Annotated in this window: 21 protein-coding genes and 2 pseudogenes; 17 read left to right on the top strand and 6 right to left on the bottom strand. The window is 61.0% G+C overall.

Annotated features, from left to right (window positions below; translation table 11 throughout):
* From ACOCG7_RS23495 to ACOCG7_RS23465, 7 genes are all read left to right on the top strand, one after another.
* A complete protein-coding gene (locus ACOCG7_RS23495) occupies positions 1-2043 on the top strand; it encodes a hypothetical protein (protein WP_421380245.1) in 2043 nt (680 codons plus the stop codon).
* 5 nt (positions 2044-2048) lie between these two features.
* Positions 2049-3068, top strand: a complete 1020-nt coding sequence (locus tag ACOCG7_RS23490) for a hypothetical protein (protein ID WP_421380242.1) — start codon at positions 2049-2051, stop codon at positions 3066-3068.
* A gap of 601 nt (positions 3069-3669) precedes the next feature.
* Complete coding sequence (locus tag ACOCG7_RS23485; protein ID WP_421380239.1) at positions 3670-4275, top strand: recombinase family protein; 606 nt, start codon at positions 3670-3672, stop codon at positions 4273-4275.
* Positions 4276-4505: 230 nt separating this feature from the next.
* Complete coding sequence (locus tag ACOCG7_RS23480; protein ID WP_421380236.1) at positions 4506-4640, top strand: hypothetical protein; 135 nt, start codon at positions 4506-4508, stop codon at positions 4638-4640.
* A 691-nt stretch (positions 4641-5331) separates the two neighbouring features.
* Positions 5332-5553, top strand: coding sequence for a hypothetical protein (locus ACOCG7_RS23475; protein WP_421380234.1), 222 nt, complete (start codon positions 5332-5334; stop codon positions 5551-5553).
* Positions 5554-5701: 148 nt separating this feature from the next.
* Positions 5702-6763, top strand: a complete 1062-nt coding sequence (locus ACOCG7_RS23470; RefSeq protein ID WP_421380231.1) for a hypothetical protein — start codon at positions 5702-5704, stop codon at positions 6761-6763.
* Between the two features lie 79 nt (positions 6764-6842).
* The gene (locus ACOCG7_RS23465) at positions 6843-7418 is read left to right on the top strand and encodes a hypothetical protein (RefSeq protein WP_421380228.1); all 576 of its coding nucleotides are present in this window, start codon (positions 6843-6845) and stop codon (positions 7416-7418) included.
* 36 nt (positions 7419-7454) lie between these two features.
* Here the strand turns inward: ACOCG7_RS23465 and ACOCG7_RS23460 are convergent, their stop codons facing one another.
* Entirely contained in the window at positions 7455-8612 is a 1158-nt protein-coding gene (locus tag ACOCG7_RS23460; RefSeq protein WP_421380225.1) for an integrase, read from the bottom strand.
* Positions 8613-8860: 248 nt separating this feature from the next.
* Between ACOCG7_RS23460 and ACOCG7_RS23455 the strand changes: the two genes are divergently transcribed.
* Positions 8861-9049: a hypothetical protein gene (locus ACOCG7_RS23455; RefSeq protein ID WP_421380222.1), complete on the top strand. Its 189-nt coding sequence runs from the start codon at positions 8861-8863 to the stop codon at positions 9047-9049.
* A 93-nt stretch (positions 9050-9142) separates the two neighbouring features.
* Here ACOCG7_RS23455 and ACOCG7_RS23450 read toward each other — a convergent pair whose 3' ends face one another.
* Positions 9143-10165 carry a site-specific integrase gene (locus ACOCG7_RS23450; RefSeq protein WP_421380219.1) on the bottom strand — a complete coding sequence of 341 codons (1023 nt, stop codon included), beginning with the start codon at positions 10163-10165 and terminating at the stop codon, positions 9143-9145.
* An 88-nt stretch (positions 10166-10253) separates the two neighbouring features.
* Here ACOCG7_RS23450 and ACOCG7_RS23445 point away from each other — a divergent pair.
* A pseudogene (locus ACOCG7_RS23445) lies at positions 10254-10589 on the top strand (transposase); the annotation flags it as partial.
* A 166-nt stretch (positions 10590-10755) separates the two neighbouring features.
* On the opposite strand, the gene ACOCG7_RS23440 reads toward ACOCG7_RS23445, so the two are convergent.
* Complete coding sequence (locus ACOCG7_RS23440; RefSeq protein WP_083083911.1) at positions 10756-11241, bottom strand: DUF2147 domain-containing protein; 486 nt, start codon at positions 11239-11241, stop codon at positions 10756-10758.
* An 880-nt stretch (positions 11242-12121) separates the two neighbouring features.
* On the opposite strand from ACOCG7_RS23440, the pseudogene ACOCG7_RS23435 reads away from it, so the two are divergent.
* Both ACOCG7_RS23435 and ACOCG7_RS23430 read left to right on the top strand, forming a co-directional pair.
* A pseudogene (locus ACOCG7_RS23435) lies at positions 12122-12345 on the top strand (helix-turn-helix domain-containing protein); the annotation flags it as partial.
* 47 nt (positions 12346-12392) lie between these two features.
* Positions 12393-13106 carry a DUF2968 domain-containing protein gene (locus tag ACOCG7_RS23430; protein WP_083083910.1) on the top strand — a complete coding sequence of 238 codons (714 nt, stop codon included), beginning with the start codon at positions 12393-12395 and terminating at the stop codon, positions 13104-13106.
* Positions 13107-13445: 339 nt separating this feature from the next.
* Here the strand turns inward: ACOCG7_RS23430 and ACOCG7_RS23425 are convergent, their stop codons facing one another.
* Positions 13446-13646: a hypothetical protein gene (locus ACOCG7_RS23425; RefSeq protein WP_083084329.1), complete on the bottom strand. Its 201-nt coding sequence runs from the start codon at positions 13644-13646 to the stop codon at positions 13446-13448.
* 210 nt (positions 13647-13856) lie between these two features.
* Between ACOCG7_RS23425 and ACOCG7_RS23420 the strand changes: the two genes are divergently transcribed.
* On the top strand, positions 13857-14084 hold the full coding sequence (locus ACOCG7_RS23420) for a hypothetical protein (RefSeq protein ID WP_073429882.1): 228 nt from the start codon (positions 13857-13859) through the stop codon (positions 14082-14084).
* A 20-nt stretch (positions 14085-14104) separates the two neighbouring features.
* Here the strand turns inward: ACOCG7_RS23420 and hfq are convergent, their stop codons facing one another.
* The gene (gene hfq, locus ACOCG7_RS23415; protein ID WP_083083909.1) at positions 14105-14617 is read right to left on the bottom strand and encodes an RNA chaperone Hfq; all 513 of its coding nucleotides are present in this window, start codon (positions 14615-14617) and stop codon (positions 14105-14107) included.
* Between the two features lie 399 nt (positions 14618-15016).
* On the opposite strand from hfq, the gene ACOCG7_RS23410 reads away from it, so the two are divergent.
* The 5 genes from ACOCG7_RS23410 to ACOCG7_RS23390 are packed head-to-tail and all read left to right on the top strand — an operon-like array spanning position 15017 to position 18683.
* On the top strand, positions 15017-15154 hold the full coding sequence (locus tag ACOCG7_RS23410; protein WP_167363286.1) for a hypothetical protein: 138 nt from the start codon (positions 15017-15019) through the stop codon (positions 15152-15154).
* Positions 15155-15169: 15 nt separating this feature from the next.
* Complete coding sequence (locus tag ACOCG7_RS23405) at positions 15170-15712, top strand: RNA polymerase sigma factor (RefSeq protein WP_083083908.1); 543 nt, start codon at positions 15170-15172, stop codon at positions 15710-15712.
* Positions 15712-16554, top strand: coding sequence for an anti-sigma factor family protein (locus ACOCG7_RS23400; protein WP_083083907.1), 843 nt, complete (start codon positions 15712-15714; stop codon positions 16552-16554). Before ACOCG7_RS23405 ends, ACOCG7_RS23400 begins: the two co-directional genes overlap by 1 nt.
* Positions 16555-16597: 43 nt before the next feature.
* Positions 16598-18175 carry an FAD-binding oxidoreductase gene (locus tag ACOCG7_RS23395; RefSeq protein ID WP_083083906.1) on the top strand — a complete coding sequence of 526 codons (1578 nt, stop codon included), beginning with the start codon at positions 16598-16600 and terminating at the stop codon, positions 18173-18175.
* 58 nt (positions 18176-18233) lie between these two features.
* Entirely contained in the window at positions 18234-18683 is a 450-nt protein-coding gene (locus ACOCG7_RS23390) for a hypothetical protein (protein ID WP_083083905.1), read from the top strand.
* Here the strand turns inward: ACOCG7_RS23390 and ACOCG7_RS23385 are convergent.
* A complete protein-coding gene (locus tag ACOCG7_RS23385) occupies positions 18680-19618 on the bottom strand; it encodes a DUF1571 domain-containing protein (protein WP_143326639.1) in 939 nt (312 codons plus the stop codon). The genes ACOCG7_RS23390 and ACOCG7_RS23385 overlap by 4 nt on opposite strands.
* Between the last annotated feature and the right edge of the window lie 22 nt (positions 19619-19640).

The following is a 19640-nucleotide window of genomic DNA, read 5'->3' as shown; positions in this document are numbered from 1 at the left end:
ATGATTACTCGTCAAAATCCTTTTCACGAAATCTACTTAACTGAGAATGCGACGCCTGAAGGGTTTATTAAAGTCTTCAGCCCGGCTCTGGTGGGTGATGCGCTTGCGCTGTTTCAGCCGGGCAACGTCGTACTTATGGGAATTCAGGGTACGGGGAAAAGTGCCTTACTGAATTTATTAAAGCCGGAACAACGCATTGCGTATCTGGAGGCTGGTGATGCAGGTAATCCCTTTCCAGTCCCGGCTCCATTCTCAAAATTTATCTGTGGCGGGATAAATCTCACTCGAAGTGGTGCGATTGATTTTGGTCAGCGATCAATCGAAGATGAAGGGGAGTCCGAGGAGGCCCGCGTTCCGGCTTATTTCTCCGACTTTCTAAATTATTGGATTGTTCGTGACGTTTACCGGTCATACACTACTCTCGTCGCTAACGACCTTGCACGAGTCGAATTGGGCTTGGCGGCGAATGACAATGAGGCGCTCTTAGATGAATTTGCTCGTACGGTTTCGAGTAAGGACTGTTGGGGTGGCTATCTCGATGGCGTTGAGTCAATTGCCGAATTCTCTAAAAGAATTGATTACCGCATAAGACAATACCGGGATTTTCTCAATTACAACATTGATCAACTAGATCCTTTCGTAAAGCGAACGAAGACCAGTGCTGGAATTCCGATCTCGGTTTTCGCGGAAACGATGAAGCGATGCAAGTTGATACCAAGCGATTTGCAGGTATTCGTTCGAATCGACCAATACGAAGAACTCGATAGGCTGGAAGACTGGAGCAGCGGCAAAGGTCTGTATCAAAGTTACAAAGGCGTCGTAAATAAAATGCTTGGGTCCCGAGATCCGCACGTTTCATACAGAATCGGGACGCGTAGACACGCTTGGGATGACGCGCCGCAAGTTTATGGCACTGCAACTGTCATTGAGGAGTTGCGTAATTTTAGAATCATAGATATTGATGAACTTCTGCGCCGAAAGGAAAATCGGCCGTGGATGTTTCCTGCATTTGCTGAAGATGTCTTTAAGCGACGCGTCAATTCGTTTAAGTACGTTTTGAATGGCAAGGGCAGCGATTACCTGAAGACATTCTTCGGAAAGAGCCCGACGCCTGACGACTTGGCGAACCTCTATGTAAAGAGTAATCCTGAGGGTACGCTTCGCATAGACCCCGGTTGGCCGATGCAGTTCTCCGTCTACCTTTCGGCACTGGCCGCTGAGAGTCCGCTGGAAGGACGGTTGGCTGAAGCTTGGATCCGGCAGAAGTTTGCTTCGGGAGCGGAGGTGTTCGATTTAGGCGGATGGTCGAGCCTGTCTAAACGTTATTGGGTAAAAGAGCGGATTGACCAGGCGTTGATGCAAATCGCGGCATCGAAGAAACAAAAATTGCTTTGGGCGGGCGCGGCTGACGTCCTGAATCTCTCCGGGGCTAACATCCTCGTGTTTGTGAGTATCTGCCAATACATTTGGGACGCGTGGCTGCGAACAAGCCCGGAAGCGGCGATTTCATCTGGGGACGAGCAGCCGTTGCCTGTGCCATCGATTGAAGACATTTACATTCAAGACGAAGGCATTCAACAGGCAAGTAGTTATTGGTATCGCAAGCTGAGAGCGGACCCCAGCGGCGACAGCCGGCAGCGATTTGTTTCGGCTCTTGCGACGATGCTTCGTGATCGAATGCTGAACGACAGAAAGATGAGCAATCCGGGACAGAATGGTTTTTCGCTATCGCGAAAGGAGCTTGATCATCACCCGCAAGTCGCGAAGTTTCTCAATGAGGCGGCTGCGTTTGGCGCTCTGTATGATCGTCGGCATACGTCCAAGACGAAGTCGCGAGGAGAGAGTACCAAATGGTATCTCAACCCGATCCTTAGCCCATACTTTCAATTGCCAGTCAGCCATACCAAAGAGCCTTATTACGCTGATGTATCGGAGATTGTAGTGTTGCTGCAGGAATCGCATGCGATCGTCGGGGAGAAGACGCCATCCGAAAAATCGAATGTGGCTAAGAATGGCCGTCAACAAGACCTTTTCGGCGAGTAACACTGGTGCCAACTATTGAATACCGCCCTTGGGGCATTTTGCCTGCCCTCCTTCCGAAGATCGGCCCTCTAAATTGGTCGTTATTGGGAGCAATCTCGACAGAGGACCGCTGCCTTGCTGCGTGGGAATTCTTGCGGGATAGCGGCAGCTTGGGCTACTGCCGGATGCTGCAAATTGACGACGATAAGTCTGCTTACCAAGCTGAAGTCGCGGCCAAGACTGCCGCTATGAGCGAACGATTTGTACGGGAGGGCGGATCATTAGACAGCCGAATCCAGTTAAGTCTATTTGCCCGTTTCGGAGATGTCGTAGAGATTGCGCAGGACTTTGCGGCAAATGGCGGAGACAACCTGATAGTAGACATTTCGAGTCTGCCAAAGCGCTTCTTCTTTGCGTTCATACGGTTTCTTCGCGAGCGCTGCACCGCGCCGAACATCGTCGTGACATGCTCAATGCCTAGTCGCTACGCGACGGATGGCAAACCATTAGCGGAAGATCCGGAACCGTGGAGACATCTACCCGGTTTCATGCAAGCTGATCCCGAGCCGGAGAATCCGCTTGTGATCATTGGCATTGGCTATGAGTCTCTAGGGCTCACTACCATCTTCGAATCCGGCGGTTTCCGGAACTCCGACATCAAGATGCTGCTGCCATTTCCATCGCAGCCGTCCGGCGTCGAAAGAAACTGGGAGTTCGTTCGCGAATTGTCAGCGTACGTCAATAATACGGCTTCAACAGTTGAGCGCGTCGATGCCCGCGACGTGTCGGAAACCTTTCAATACATTCGCCGCCTTGCCAACCATGGCGAACGTTACGCAGTGCTGGCACCGTTCGGACCGAAGAGCCTGTCCCTTGCGATGTGTCTTTATGCAACGGCTCCAGCGACTCGCCCACACTCAACGGTCTTCTACACGCAGCCACGGGCCTATCACCCCGCGTATTCAAGCGGCGTGGCGCAAGTGGGGCAGTATCCCGAGATTTACGCTTACTGCGTTCGCCTTGCCGGACGAGATCTTTACGAATAAGTTGAGCGGCCTAAATCCGGAGCGGTCTTTCTAAGTTTGATTCCCTCTTCAAACCGAGCAATTCGGCGCCGAGGTAGATCTCGCATGATGTGTCTTCAAACTTGCCAGCGGGCGCAAGAACTGTAGGGCGGTGACCGCAGCCTTAATCTTGGCCCACAGCCGAGATACGAAACGCATTTGGGATCGGAGGCTTCGCGTTGCCGCCGCGTCATCTTATGGCTCGGCAAACGCATTTCAGACCTTTTGTTTATGGCGCTATGCACTCTCGTGCACCGGAGCTAATTTTGATCTGAATTTTTACGGGGCACTACGCGGCACGCCCGCGCTCGCATCTCCCCCTGCCGCCCTCCGTAAAAATCAAACGGCGATGCCGCTGACTTGAGTGCGATAGGTGTCATTTGCGAAGTGCGAACAAGCGGGCCGACGAGAGTGGGATTTGATTCGTCACGATGCGACGCCGACAGCCGGTGCTGGTCCGAAAAGGTGTACAAAATCGAGCTAGGTGCGGCATCTCGAAAAGATGGCTCGAAATAGTTGACGGATGTTTCGAGCTAAGGCAAGATTCGAGCCGTCAGCCATTTCGAGCCAGCTAGGAGCAAGCATGCGACGCATCTACTACGGACGGATCAGCACGACAGACGGCCAGAGCAGCGCGAGCCAGTACGCCGACGCAGAGGCGCGAGGTATTGACCCGCGAGACGTTTTCATTGACGAGGGGATCAGCGGGTATCACGTCGCGCCTATGGACCGTCCGCAGTGGCAGCACGTGGAGCGCGATCTACGGCATGGCGGCACGCTGGTAGTGCGCTGGCTGGATCGGATCAGCCGCCGGTACGACGAGTTACACGCCACCATGCGGCGATTAATGGCCGGAGGCGTTAGGGTGGAGTGCACCCTTAACGGCATGGTCTTCGACGGCACCGCTACGGATGTGATCAGTAAGGCCACGCGGGATGCGGTACTTGCATTCATGGCGGCACAGGGCGAAGCGGACTATCTGAATAGACGCGAGATGCAGGCGCGGGGCATTGCCGTAGCGAAGCAGGACGGAAGCTACGCAACGGTCGGACGCAAACGGAAGGCCGACTATGCGGAGGTTAAGGCGTGGCGGGCCGAGCACGGCGCAAGCATCGCGCAGACGGCTGCGCAGTTCGGGATCAGCATCGCAGCAGTCAAGCGGGCATGCGCGGCAGGGACAGCTGCATGACGCGCATGTACATCAAGCCAGAGAAGCCCGCCACATGGGGCGGGAAAAATCCAGCAGGCAAGCCGGTTATGTCTGGCACATGGAAGCCGACCACAGGAAGTGGGAACCGAGGTGCGCGAGTTCCGAATGAGCGGGGAGAGAGACCGCCGACAGAGTTGCCCGCGCCCGCAGAAACGCCTGCCGATGAAGCTTCATAGAAGACGGAGCAGCAGGCGGGACGGCGGCCTCACATGAACAGACGTGTGCTCATCGAGCAGACGCGTTTGAGCCGCAGACGCGGTGCGGTACAGCACGGCACGTCGGGCGTGACCGCTTCTGAAATGTTGAGGCAGCGTCACGACAGGCCGTATGGTCACGTGACGTGAAAAGAAACCCGGACGCCTCCCAAGTCACCGTGTTCGCTATGTCGGAATCAGGTTCGATAAATCGCTATGAGTGCAGTATAGCGAAATAGTTGTTGACTGTGATTTACGGCTCCGATAGTATCGACGGTGTTGTGACGGAAGGAATGCAGCAGGTAGAGCGGTAGCGATTCGCCGGGTAGCCACCGAGTTGGCCAATAGCGAACGTACTGAACTAGCCGCAGACCGTGCGCCCGTCATGGCCCGCCATCGCACCATTACTCTGCGATGATTGGATTTGAAGCCCGCACAGTAGTGAACATTCAAGCCGCCCGTAACGGGTGCGAGTGTCCACCACTGTGGCGGGCTTTTTGCATTGGTTCGCAGGAGTGCAGTAAGCGGAGTTGATTGGCATGGCGTCCGGTCAGCGGTTGCGGGTTGAAGTTGGTACGGTGCAGGTACGTTCTGAGATCACGTCAAGGGGCGGGCAAGCATCTACCGGTGGCGGGTCGGGTGGGTTGAAGACGCATCGCCGCGCCGGGCTCAGACCGACTGAGGAACGCAGGAACGCACGATCTTTAACCCTGTTGCCACGTTAAGCCGAGGTCGTGACGGTAATAAGCAGTCCGAGGCATTGCGCGGAGTAACGACGGTGCCCGGTTCTGACAGCATCCAGCATCGGGCCGGGTGTTGTCTCAACCGAGAGGAGATTGCATTGGAATTTTGTATTGAGTCGATGGCCGAAGGCGAGCATCGAGCAACCGCTCGCATTGGCAGAGAGTTAACGCAGGAACTTGCTCGGTTGAAGCGCCGTGTAAGCCGGATGCAGGCGCCGACGCCTGAGAGGGTGGCTGATCTGTTTCGCGCCGAGCTGCAGGCTTGGATGCGCGAGCAGCAGAAGCTGGCACGCATGGCAGTGCGAGAGTTGTCTGTATGAAGCGCGACCTGCCCACCTGTACTGGGTGACTGCGGGCATACCCCTTTCATTTACGGTAACTACCCGTGTTTTAGGGGTAGCCCCAAAAAATGTGCAGTGGTTATCTGTTTAGCTGAGTCAATTTAGGCATTTTGATCGTAGGAGGTTTATGGAGCAATCGTGGAATTCTCGATCGGTGATTGAGCAAGCCGCAGCCGGTAGCGAGGGCGATAAATGGGTCGCGGCAATCGCTGCCGCCAATCTCGTAGAAGCGGGGCGCATCGAGCGTGAGTCAGCAGCCGACAAAGGTACGAGGATCAAGGTCCGGCAGTTTGTGAAGTTGCTGGATGGTTCCGAGAATTGGCAGTTCGTGTTGACGGAATTGCTGATTGAGTCGCCGGAGTTGGCTTCAAAGGACAACGCCACGCTTTGCATGCTTGTCGGTCAGAAGCTAGGCGTCGCGTTCGATAAACAGCGCTTGTCGCGCAAACTGCCGAATCGGGTTCGCACCGTCGTGTCACGCAAACTGACCGATGCAGGTTATGACGGCTCCAACGTGCAGCTAGGAACCGACATCAAGCGCGCCGTGGCCGGGATCAGGAAGTCGGCTGAGATTCCATTCGCGGGCAACACTGAATTCTATGCAGACGGTGTGCGGATCGACAGGTCCAAGCTGTCTTACATGCTGCGACCGCGTGCGACTTGCACTGGCAACGCGTGGCAGGACTTCTGCGTAAAAATCGCCGGTGATTTGGTTAGCCTGACGGTGCTGCTGCGCATGCGTGCTGTGTCGATTGGTGAATTCCAGGCCGCTGACGAGATGGCGCTTGCGAATGCCGATCCTGACTCGCTGGCTCGCCGGAATGCACTCCAGCGCGCAGCGCAGGCCGCGCCGTCACGCATCGAGCCGGTGCCGACGGACGCATCAGGATTGATCGCGCTGGCGCGAATTTGGTGGCACGAGTTGAGCCCCGCGAAGAAGTCCACCGCTGGATTCTGGGACATGGCGCATTACCTCCGCTCGCAATCGGGCGACCGGGAAACGGCAGCGGATGCGGCGCGCTGGTTAGACGTGTGGGCGGAGCGTCAGACCGCGTGGCATGCCGAAATCTTGCAACCGGCGAAGAGGGGCGGCGCTTACGTCGATGGGCACGACGGCGCGCTGACCAAGATCGACGTGTACGCCAATCCCTACGGTGACACAGACGAATTCGAGGCGAGTGCAGAATGACGAACGCACCATTCGCAGAGTCTTTGACCGGGCGCAGTGGGTACCGGGAGCCTTTAACGCTTGATCGGGAGTGGCGATAGTGGCAGGCCCAACAGGTTACAAGAAGGGATTGCAGGGCGGGGCGTGGCATCTATCGCCATTCGCCAAGAAGCTGACACGCAGGCACAGGGACGCGGCGCGGGCTGATACGGTTTTCGAGCAGGCGTTACGGGCGCAGACGCATTATCCGCAGCGGATTGACGCGCTGATTGCAGGCGGTACGTATTTCATCGGCAAGCCATGCGAACGGTGTAGCAGCGTCAAGCGCCGTGTGTTCGATTGCGGATGCTGGTCATGCAAACAGGCGATGCGACCGATTGTGCTGGACTACAGGAATCGGCTGGCGAAGGGGTGGCTGTCGGTACGCTCTCGGGACGGCCACGCGGCTATCCTGGACGCCAAGCGCAGGGAGACCGCTGGCGAGTCTTACTGCATTGATGCGGGCGACTGGTCGGCACAGGTGTATCCGACCGGCAGGCTGGCGGTACATTGCCCTAGATTGCACATCGAGACGCCGGATTTGCGTACGGTTCCGAAAGCTCGACTGTTCGAGCTAGGCATGGCAAATCCGGAGCTAGTCGAGATCATGCGACGGGCGGGCTGGTCCGTTGACTGAACGGTAGCGCGTACGCGCTTGTCCGTAGCTGTGTCGTCAGGACGGGGGGGGCGTCGGGGTATGTCGGATCGCACGCTCGATTAGTCGCCGTAGTTCATCGGTCAGGTGTTCAATTGCCCCTGCGTTGATTGCGCCGTCTATCGGCCCGTCTAGACGTCGGGCCACATCCTCCAGTTGCAGATGGGTGTACCGTTCAAGCATTGTCCACGTCTTATGCCCGGTGATCCGGGCGACTTCGGGAACCGTCAGTTTACGCTCGAAGAACCGGGATGTGGCTTCATGTCTCAGGTCGTGGAAGCGGAGGTCTGCCAATTTTGCACGTCTGACAGCGCGGATGAACGAGCGCTTTACCGCTTCGGCGGTCACTCCTGAGAACACAAAGCCGATCCGGTTGCCTGCGATGTCACGACTGGCGGCCGTCCCTTCAAGAATCTCGATGGCGCGGGACGACAGGGGCACACCGCGTGACGTGCCATTCTTCGTCATGGGAAGGAGCGCAGCGCGACCGGCTAGGTTGATGTTTTCCCATTCAAGCCCGACTATCTCTGACTGTCTCATCGCTGTCTCTAGCGCGAGTTCAACCACAGGTCGCAAGTATGGCGCTCTGGCTTCATCGCATGCGGCGAGTAAAGCCGGTTCTTCTCCGGCGTTGAGCCGTCTGTTTCGAGGAGAGGACTCTTTGGGGCGGCGTACAAGGCGGAAGGGGTTCTGCGCGAAAGATTCGCCCCATTCATCAGTTGCGATTTTCAGGACGTGCGCAAGCACGGTCATGTCGCGTTTGACGGTCGAGCCGCTAACCGTCTGTAGACGGGCATCACGCCACTCCGCCACCCGTTGTGGATTAAGGCCAATGAGAGGGCAGTCTGCGATTTCGTGCTTTAGCAGTCCCTTCAGTCGCAGTGTTTCTTGTGCTGCGGAGCGTTTATGCGGCGTGACAGCACTAAGGTAGCGACGCATCAGGTCGCCCAGCGTGTGGTACTCGGGCGCGCATTCGGTCGCTATTCGAAGCCGCTCGGCTTCCTTCTTAGCAGCGTGTCTCCGGGCTCGCATCAGCCCTTCTTGCTCATGAACCCACGCCTCTGCTTCGGCACGGGTCAGAAATGTGCGCGACAGAGTCGGAAAACCCTTTATCCGAATCCTCGCTTGATACATGGCTGCGCCGCGATTGTCGTCGCGCAATTGGATGCTGCCCATACCTGTACCTCCATAACGGAATCACAGGTACTGGGCGATCAGGGCCGCCGTTCCTCAGGAGCGAGCAGTATGCCATGATAGGTATCTCTCATCTGCTGCTTGTTCCCGTCAGGCGAGCTACTGAAGGCAGGCAAGGCTCTCAAGCTAACGCTGTAGGGTCGGACAGGGCCGGTAGATGGAGCCGCTGTCGTGCCGAATCTCACGGCGTAGAATGCTCTCACGAGACACTTCGCTGACGGGGGCCGACCGTGGACACAATCAAGATGGAAGTCGAGATCGAGAAGATGCGCGTCGAGATCAGCAAGCTCTTGGCCGACGTTTATAAGACGAATCGCGAGAACCACTGGATACCCGTCACCTACGGCGCGGCCCTGTTCGGCGCGGCCTGTGCGCTCGTGATCGGCATTGCTACGGTCGTGAAGTTGTTCCTTCACTGACCCGGCTTCGGCAAGCGGCAGGGAGTGTAAATGCCATCTGTTGCGCACGGGCGTCAGCCGAGCGAGGTGAAGCCGACGCGAGCCGTGCGAACCTCAGGCGAGCTTGGCGAGCAGGTGATCCATCGACAGGTGCGAGTACCGCCGCAGCATCGCGAGTGTCTTGTGCCCTGTGATCGAAGCAACTTCCATCGTGTTCAATCCCTTCTCGAACAGCCGCGACGTGGCTTCATGGCGCAGATCGTGGAATCGCAGATCGGGCATCCCGGCCTTGTTTCTGGCCCGCATGAAGGCATGGCGGATAACCGTCGCCCCGACCCAGTGGAACGGGCCTTCCGTCGTGTGCTTCGTCCACTCGTACACGCGTACCTGCTTCATGGCCTCTAGGGATGCGACAGCGCGCCGGGTAAGCGGCACTGCGCGAGCGTCCCCGTTCTTCGTGTCCGTGAGCCTAGCCACGCGCTTATCCAAGTCGATGCGATCCCACGTAAGAGCCAGCATCTCGGACTGCCTCATGCCCGTCTCAATGGCGACGATGACTGCGTGCTCCAGATAGGGCGCTCTGGCAGCGCGGCACTTGGTCAACAGGATGGCCTCCTCACCGGGATGTAGGCGCCGCTCGCGTGCGGCGTTCTCCTTCGGTAGCCGGACCGACCGCAGTGGATTCTCAGCGAGGTACACGCCCCAGTCGCGCCGTGCGTGGTCGATGACGAGGGCGAGTAGCTGCATCTCCTTCCGGGCCGACGAGCCGCTAACAGTCCGCAGACGCTCTTCCCGATAGCCGGTGACAGCGGTGCGGGTGAGGTTCGCCAGAGAGTAGCCGCAGATCGGATGCGTGAGTAGCTGGCGGATGCGGTAGCCCTCAGTCTCAGCGCCCTTGTGCAGTGGAGTGACCTCAGCGAGATAACGCCGCAACGCATCGCCGAGCATCATCTCGCGGGCGTCGCGTTGGTCGATGGCGTGGCCCTTGTCGTACTCGACCTCAACGTCGCGTGCCCATGCCTCGGCTGCTGACTTCGTCGGAAATGACTTGGTCTGCGTTGGGAAGCCGGTGCGCCGCACTCGGGCCTGCCAGCGACGCTCATGCCGCATGTCTTCTCGTTTCGTAATCGTGGCCATACGGTCTCCAATTGGTACAGATTTGGTACAGAGACCGATTGCAGCGCCTTTCGGCGTCGAAAGCTGTGGGTAATACAGGAGGGCGCGGGAAGCTGTAACCCGCGCCAGACGGAGTGGCGCTACCTGGTCGGCCATGCCGCGCAAGTACCCGTCGTATCAAACCTGTCATCGCCGCTTCAAGGCCTGGCACGAATCCGGCGTGCTCAAGCGTGTAATGGAGCAACTGTTCGGCGCGGCAAGCGAAGAACTCTGCAATTTGATGGAAGCCCGCATGCGTACCCACGCGAGCGCGGAACAGAAGAGCGTTGAAGCACAAGAGGCTACGACCCAGATTGCGGCCCCCGCGGGGTACAGTCCGGCACCGTCCAAACCACAGCCGTCCTCGCCGTTCGCGTATGCGTCGCCCTTCAAGCACGCTGCATGACAACTATACCTAGCCGATTTCAGGCACAAAAAACGGCCGAACGATAATGATCGTCGGCCGTTTTCTTTTCTATCGGGGCTGCGGCACGTAGGCGGCTCCAACGTCCAACTGGCTGCCAATCCGTCTTAACAGGCGATCAGGCGTCGGCGCCTGGATTGTCCGTGGGCTATTGCTGACGTACCCAGGTCTGCGAGCGGCCCAGCAGCGAAACGCCGATATAGCCGCGCACCACCAACTTGTTCCCGCCATCTTCCAGGTGCATCTTGCACTTGTAGACCTTGCCGTTTTCCGGATCGAGAATCTGGCCGTGGTCCCAGCCGTCGCCGTCCTTTTTCATATCGTTGATGATCGTCATGCCGAGAATCGGCTGATCCTTGCGCGCGTCCGTGCATGCGGTGCACCGGCGACCCGGCTGGTCGTTCGGGCCTAGTCCCTTGATCACCTTGCCGTTGAGCGAACCGTCGCCGTCCTGAGCGATCTGCACGAGCGCTTTGGGCTGACCGGTGTGATCGTCGATGGTTTGCCAGGTGCCGACCGGGCTGTCGGTCTGCGCCATTGCCGTGACGGCGCCGGCGAGCAGTACGCCGGCGAGCGCCGCATGCCTGGCTGCGCGAAGCGCGATTGCACGGGTGCGTTGGGTGAACTGCGTCATTGTCTTCCTCCTTGATAAAAGACGGCGCGATCATGAGCGCGCGGCGTGATTGGCATCTCGGGCGGACTTGAGTCACTCGCCGCCGTGATGCCTGATATGGCGCTTGGGTTTTTGCTTCAGGGGTATTGACTTGCCACTTGCAACTCGCGACTCGCGGCTTGCACGCCGCCGGTCGAGAGCGTTTGCGCAGAATACGTGAAAGCGCGTGCGTCGTTTGATAGTGGAACCTCTAATCAGCACGCCGCGCCGTGCGCATCGATTCAGTTGGTACGAGAAGGTCGCGTTGATGCGCGGGCTGCGCGATGCGCCTTCCAAAGACGCGTCGCCGATCGCTTTGGCCACTGCAAGATCCCAGGCTGTAGTACTTCGCGTCCGAGATCCTTAAACCGAGCGCAATCGACGCAAGCCTCGACCGCGAAGTGGTACTCGCATGCACACCGACACGCGCCGTGTCGAACGAAACATAGGGCGTGAATGTGCACCGATACGTGAAGCTCGGCGTGAACGAACGGTTGCCTGCGAACATCGCTCCCAATCGGAATCGCCTGACGCTTCGCCCGGTTGATGGCCTTGCGCAAAACGCTGCGCGCCGAACGACATCTGTTCAAAGGTCGCGAGCGGGACCGCGCTGTATTGACCGGTGAGTGCGATGGCGGTGCCGATTTTCAGCGGCCACTCGTTGGTTAGCGAAAAGCTTGCACCTGTACGCACGAAGTCGATCGACGCCGGATTGATGACCCGCCAAGTCCGGAACGTTCGAGTCGTCGGATTCGACGCCCTCGGAATATCGAACGCCTTCGCCACATTGAAACTCTCAGGCGCACGTAACCCGATTGCACACTGATGTAGTCGGCCTGCAATTGCATCGCCCGCGCTTGCGAGCGCAAGCCAGCCGGTGCCGGCCGAAAGCGCCGCGCAAGCGTGGGTGGACCGCGGCAAATGGGACATGGCGGAGCCCAACCGCGTGCTTGCGCCGCTCGACGCAACGGCTGGCGCCGCCAGGATACAGCGCTCAATCTGGGCATCAGCCGCAAGATGTTGTGGGGAAAAATGCGCAAGTACCAAATTTTTGACGAAGAGCCCGAAACACGCGAAACTGAGTAATAATGAGACGGTTGTACTAAAACAAAAACTGTTTAAGCAGGATTTACATGGACCACAAGTCGAAACTACGACAGATTGCCTTGGCCGCACTGGTCACGATGGGGGCCGTGCAAGGCGTCGCCGCGCAGGCGATGACGGATAACGGCGCGAGCGCTGGCGTCGTTTCCCAGCCGGGCACCGCACAGGCTGACCAGCCTGCTCAGTCTGGACAAGCGCAGACCACCGCGCTGACGCCGGACGAAGCGAAGCAATCCGCCGCGGGGAACGTTGCGGAATTGCAGCAGATGATCCGTGGCTCGGACGTGAGCGAATTGCGCACGACATACAACGGCAGTTACGGCGCGAGCTTGCTGTTTCACGGCAAGGAGATGACGTACTACGTAGCCTTGTTCCAGCAGAAGAATTTCTGGCGCGTCATCAAGACGCAGGACGCGACGCGCGCCGACATGATCTACAAGGATTTCGTGCGTCAGACGCTGCAACTGTCGGACGTCGAGATTCGCCGCACGCAACTCGAGGCGCAGAAGGCGTTCACGGACCGGATGATCGCATTGTCGCAAGACCGCGCGAACCGCCTGCAAGCCGACCTCGACGTGGCGCACCGGCAGCAGACCATCGTCGCGAGCCAGCAACAGCAGACCCGCGCCGAAGCAACGGCGCTCGCGCAGCAAAAGGCCGCCGCGCAGGAGCAACTGCGCGCCGCGCAACGCCAGGTGCGCGATCTGCAACGTCAATTGGAAAGCGGCTTGCCCTCGCACTGAGCGCGATGGTTTGAAGGCTGCCAGAGGTAAGGCGGCGGCATCGATCGCCGCCGCTCGAGTCACCGCGGATGCACTTCGCGCGGGCTGTTTCTAGCCGCGCTCGAATCGCGGGTCCATAAGCGGCTACCGCCGCTGTTTTCCGCGGCACACATCCCACAACGAATCGGCGCGGCAGGTTTGCCGGATGAACGATAGCGCGTGAGCGTGAGCCGCTGGTTTTCCGCTGCGGCTCCGAATAATTCCCCTCAACTTACGGCGGATCATCTTCCGGGTTCGTGCTCGTCTCGCCAGCGCGCACACGCTGTGCGCGAGAGGCGGCGACTCGCCGACTCGCCGACTCTAATGCCGCTTCTTGCCCGCCGACGACACCTCTTTCACCGACACGTGATGCGGATCCGTCATATCGACGGCGATCGGATCGCTGGCGGGAAAGCTTTCCTCGAGTGCTTCGTCAAGCCGGCTCTCGGCGGACTGAACCGGCTCGGCGGACGGCCGCGCTTTCATGGGATTGCGGGGTACGGGCTGTTTCTGCCTGGTCATGACATGCTCCGTTGGACGCGAGTCAATGATTTCAGCATAACGCAAAGCGAGTCGCGGCGAGTTAAAAGCATGCTGCATTGACTCGTTCTCCGAGTGTCGCGGGAAAGCAGAGCGGGAAGACCTATACATCCGCCGCATGCCGTGAACCCGGGGTTGTCCAGTCGGGAAGGGAGCAGGAAAGGACCAGCGAACGACAAGGCAGCGAACAGCATGAATCGAAAGGACCCCGCACGCACGCGGCGCTTTAACGCGTCACACGTCGTGGAAGCTGAGTTGGAACACCTGGAGTGGGCAACGAGACAACCGGCGCTGCGCATGCTGAGCGCCGGTTACTGGCGGCGCCGCGTGCTGGCGGTTAAAAGCGGATTTGAGTTGACGGAACGACAGGTGATGCGTCTGGAGAAGATCTTGCAGCGGCTCGGTCATCCGGCGGACTAGCGGGCCGCCGCGGCGGCCGTTTATTCGTTGGCGCCGTTACCGCCGTTCCCACCATTGCCGCCGTTACCACCATGATTGCCGCCGCCGTGATTACCGTCGCCGCCGGTGCCGAACAGACGCCGACGGCGCGTGACGACCACGGGGCCGTCGGACGTGCTGTTGCCGCGCTCGGACGACGAACGCTCCGAAGACGGCGCGCCATACGACTCGCGCGGTTCACGCGGTTCGCGCGGCTCACGATGATCGCGTGGTTCGCGCGATCCATGCGGACCACGCGTGGTGTGCTCGCCGTGCGAAGGCCGCCCCGCGCGCGGTGCCGGACGCGTGCCGGTGTCGAGCTGGATCGTCGAGATCGCGCGCTTGTAGATGCCTTGCAGGCCGACAGGCGTGCGCAGCATCACCAGATACTGATCGAACGACTCGATGCACCCGGTCAGGCGAATGCCGTTGACCAGATAGATCTCGACGCGCTTTCGTTCTTTGCGCGCAGCGTTCATGAAGTCGTTTTGCGGATGCGATTCTGCGGAAGCCATGGACAATTCAGGTTAGAAAGACGGTTGTTCGCCGCGATTCTACCCTGTATGAGGGTGGAACGCGTCGGCGGGCGAACTGCGACCACTATAACGGCTTGTGCGCAGGGAAGCACCTGATAACTATTGACTGTAACGTTGAGTTACGAATCTGCCGACGAATCGCGCTTTCTTCCGCCATGCGCGGGCCGGCGGAATAGGTGTGGCGGAAAAAGATAGCCGGCGTGACGTTCGCGCGGAATAAATCACCACGTGCCAGCGTTAAGTCAGGCATGGCGGCGTTACATCGCACATAACGCATAACGCATTTCGCATCCCGCACGCAATCGGACGGATTGCAGCCGGCGGCCCACACTCCCTTCACGCGCCCGCCTCGAGCCGGGCGCTCATCAGGAGACTCATATGAACGCATCCCGCATTTTTTCCACCCTCTTCGTGATGATGGCGCTCGCACTCGGCACGCTCGCGACGAGCGCGTGCACGACGGCGGACAACAGCGCGTCGAGCACCAGCGGCGGCAGCAGTAGCGGCGGCTACTGAGCGTTTGCGCGCCGGGTGAGCTTCGAAGCGGAAGTGGTTGCGTGGCTCCCGCAGTTGCGCCGCTATGCGCGCGCACTGACGGGCGACCGCGCGTGGGCCGACGACCTCGTGCAGGACACGGCGGAGCGCGCGCTCGCGCGCTGGTCGGCGTTCCGGCCCGACAGCAATCTGCGCGCCTGGCTTCTGACGATCCTGCGGCATCTGTATATCGATCAGTTGCGCGGCCGCCGCGAGATCGCCGTCGACGACGAAAGCGCGCCGTGGCGCAATCTCGAAGCGCCGCATGGCGAAGTCGACGGTCTGGTGCTGCGCGATCTGCAGCGCGCGCTGTATTGCCTGCCGGTCGAGCAGCGTGAAGTGCTGTTGCTGGTGTGCGTGGAGGAACTGTCTTATCAGGAAGCGTCGAAGGCGCTCGGCGTGCCGATCGGCACGGTGATGTCGCGTCTTTCGCGCGCGCGCGAGCACATGCGCGTGTTGCTGACGGTGGGGCCGGCCGACGGGGCGGCCGCGGGAACGGCGCGTAAGAGCGCGCCGTTAAAAGTAGTGAGAAATCCGTGATGAATAACGACGACCACGATTCCAGCTTGCCCGGCGGGCTCGATCTGCGAGCGCTGTCGGCGTTTATCGACGGCGAATTGCCGGACGCGGAGCGTGCCGCGGTCGAGGCGCAACTGCGGGAGCACCCGCAGGCCGCCGCGCGCGTGGCCGCGTGGCGCGCGCAGAAAGCCGCGTTGCGGGCGCTGTGCGGCGCGCCGCGGCACAGCGAAGCCGACGCGCGCCAAGAGCGCAACGAGGCCGACGAGCCGGCCTTCATCGTGGTGCGCCGGCCTGCGCCGTGGTGGCAGCGCGCCGGCATCGCGGCATGCTGGCTCGCGGCCGGCGCGGGGCTTGCGCTTGCCTTGGGGCCGCTCGCGCCGCGCCTGACGGGCGGCGCGTGGAGCGGCTTGGGCGGGCAGCCGCCGAGCTTCGCCGAGCGCGCCGATATCGCCTACGCGGTGTACACGCCGGAGCGGCGTCATCCGGTGGAAGTGGCCGCGAGCGAGGAAGAACATCTGATTAGCTGGCTGTCCAAACGCCTGAACCGGCCGCTCTCGGTGCCGTCGTTGCAGGAGTACGGCTATTCGCTGGTGGGCGGGCGTCTGTTGCCCGGCGAAGCGGGACCGGCCGCGCAATTCATGTACGAGAATCAGAGCGGCGCGCGGCTCACGCTGTACGTGACCGGCAGCGCGCGCGACGAAACCGCGTTCCGCCTGTTGCGCGACGGCAACCGGCGCACCTTCTACTGGGTCAACGACGGCATGGGCTACGCGTTGTCCGGGCCGATCGCGGAAGGCAAGCTGCGCTCGATCGCCGTCGAGGTATGCAGCGCGCTCGGCGGCAAGCCGGAGGCGTGGCAGTGAGGCGCACGCCAATGCATCGTCGACATCTCACGAGGGACACACCTTGACCCGCAGCCTGCCGCCGAACGTCTCCGCCGCTCAGTTCGACCGCGCGCTCGCCGGCTGGCGCGCGATCGTCGGCGAAGCGCAGGTGGTGAGCTCCGCGGCCGGACTTGCCGCGTATCTCGATCCGTTCGCGCCTGGCGAGCCCGCCGCGTTTTCGGCGAGCGCCGCGGTGTTGCCCGCCTCCGTCGACGAGATTCGCGCGGTGCTACGGATCGCCAACGAATCCCGCATTCCGTTGTGGACGGTCTCGACCGGACGCAACTTCGCCTATGGCGGCGCCGCGCCACGGCTGCCGGGTTCGGTGGTGCTCGATCTGCAGCGGATGAACCGCATCATCGAGGTGAACGAGACGCTGGCCTACGCGCTGGTGGAGCCGGGCGTCAGCTACTTCGAGCTGCACGTGCATCTGCGCGAGAAGGGCTACAGGCTGTGGGTCGATCCGCCGGCGGCGGGTTGGGGCAGCGTGGTCGGCAATACGCTCGAGCGCGGCTTCGGTTACACCGCTTACGGCGATCACGCGGCGACGCAATGCGGCATGGAAGTGGTGCTCGCCAACGGCGACGTGTTGCGCACCGGCATGGGCGGGATCGACATCGGCACGGCATGGCAGTTGTATCAGCCGGGCTATGGGCCGTCGTTCGACGCGATGTTCATGCAGTCGAACTACGGCATCGTCACCAAGCTGGGCGTCTGGCTGATGCCCGCGCCGCCCGCGTATCTGCTCGGCGAGATCCAGTTTCGCCACGAAGCGGATCTCGAAGCGATCGTGGACATCCTGCGGCCCTTGCGGCTCGATGACACGATCCGCAATCACGCGGTGATCGAGGGCGGCGTGCGCCGTGCCGCCGGATTGTCGGCGCGCGCGCACTGGTACGAGGGCAAGGGCGCGATGCCCGAGAGCGCGGTGACGGCGATGCTGGAGAAGCTGAACGTCGGCCGCTGGAACCTGCATTTCGCGCTGTACGGCACGCCCGAACTGATCGACGCGCGCTATGCGATCGTGCAGCGCGCGTTCGCTCGCGTGCCGCAGGCAAGGCTCTTCGCCGCGCGTTACGCGGGCGACGCCGAGCCCACCGCGGGCGGCGATCGCAACCTCGCCGGCATTCCGGCGATGAGCGCGTTTCGCATGCTCGACTGGCGCGGCGGCGCGGGCGCGCATGTGGACTTCGCGCCGATCTGTCCGGCGACCGGCCGCGACGCGCTGCGCCAATACACGATGGTCAAGGCGCGCGCCGCGGAATACGGCTTCGATTACTACGGCGGCTTCACGGCGGGCGTGCGTCATCTGCATCATATTTTCGCGGCGATCTTCGACCGCGACGACGCCAGCCAGGTCGAGCAGGCCGGCTTGCTGCTGCGCTCGCTGATGAGCGACGCGCGCGCGGCCGGCTACGGCGAATATCGCGCGCATCTCGCGTACATGGATCTGGCCGCGGCGCAGTACAGTTTCAACGACGGCGCGTTGCTGCGGCTCTCGGAAACGATCAAGGACGCGCTCGACCCGAACGGCATTCTCGCGCCCGGCAAGCAGGGCATCTGGCCGGCGGCGTGGCGCGACCGGCGCGGTTATACGTGAGGCGCGTCCGCGCGTGGCACAACGCACGCGCGGCCTGAAACGGCAAGCGGATCGAACAATGGACCGACGCACGTTCGTATTGACAGGCGCATGGCTGTCCACCACGGCGGGTGGCGCATGGCCGTGGCTCGCGCAGGCGGCCGCGCGCATCAACACGCTGGCGGTGGTCGATTCGACGCTGGCGTGCGGCCCCGCGTTCGCCGCATACGCCGCGCGCATGAAGCTGCCCGCGTTCGACACCGGCGACGACATCGGCGCGCTCTGGTACACGACACTGGCGCCGCTTCTCAGCCGCACGCTCGCGCCGGCGCCCGCATCGCTGATCGGCCTCACGCGCGCGTCGGATTACTTCGTGCTCAAGGAACTCGCCGTGCGCGCCGGGCAGATGGTGGAGCACAGCCATGAACAGAGCGCGGGGCGTGATGTGGACCAACGGGTAGACCATCGGGCAGGCGGCGCGCAAGCACCCCACGTCGCATTCGTGCTGGCCCCGCGCGCGATCCGCTAGAACTTGTACGCCTTGTTCTTCGGATCGAAGGTCGAGTCGTCGAAAGTCTTCGGCGTGATGGTTTCGAAAACGATTCGTTCGAAGATCTTGCCGTCGTTGTCGTAAGACTCGACGCTGCGGAAATACGGATGCCGCAGATCGAGCCCGAGCGTCTCTTTCTTCGCGTAGAAGCGCGGCTGGCCGATCGGCGTTTCGAACGTGAAGGCCACCACGCGCACGCCTTCGATCGTTTTGACTTCGAGCTGAACCGAGCGCGGCAAGCCGGCCTCGATGTATTTCTTGCCCTCGGCAAGGTACTGCCTGGCGATGTACTCGGTGCCGAGATCGCGCACGTGATGATTCGATTGCGAACGGGCGAGGGCGCCGTTCAGCGAGGTCCACAGCGGCATGACGTTCAGCATGCCGCCGAGGTGCCCATACATTTCGTCGGCGCGTTTGGACTCGTCGTAGATGATCTCCTGGCCCGCGTGCGCGCCGTCGGGCAGCCACTTCGCGTAGATTCGCAGCGGGTCGCGCGCGAGGCGCACGAGCATGTGATCGGGCTTATCGGGCCATTGACCGCGAATGCGTTCCGAGCGCGACATCGTGAACTCGTAGGACGCATAGCCGTTCGGCCCCGCCTTGATGTAGCGCGGCAACGCGAGCGGATCGAGCGACTGGAACAGCGCGACCAGTTGCGCGTCGTCAAGCGCTGCGAGCGCGCCGCTTTGTTGCGCGGCGCGCAGCCATTTGACCTGCTGATCCAGCGTGAGCTTGCCGACCTGCGAAGCCGGCGTGGCCGGCGCCTTGACGGCGCTCGCGGTTTCCAGCGGGGGCGGCGTGTCGTCGTTTTGCGCGAGGGCCGGCGGCATGGCCAACGCCGCGAGGCAGGCCCCCAGCGCGCCGAGCAAACATTGCCGCGACAAGCCGGCAAGCAACGGCCGCCATGAACGCATGTTGCTCAATCGGCGCAAGCTC

Origin of the sequence: Paraburkholderia sp. DD10 (assembly GCF_049177125.1) — a bacterium.
Lineage (GTDB): Bacteria > Pseudomonadota > Gammaproteobacteria > Burkholderiales > Burkholderiaceae > Paraburkholderia > Paraburkholderia terricola.
The sequence above is the reverse complement of the archived record's forward strand: the minus strand, read 5'-3'. Positions and strand labels throughout refer to the sequence as shown.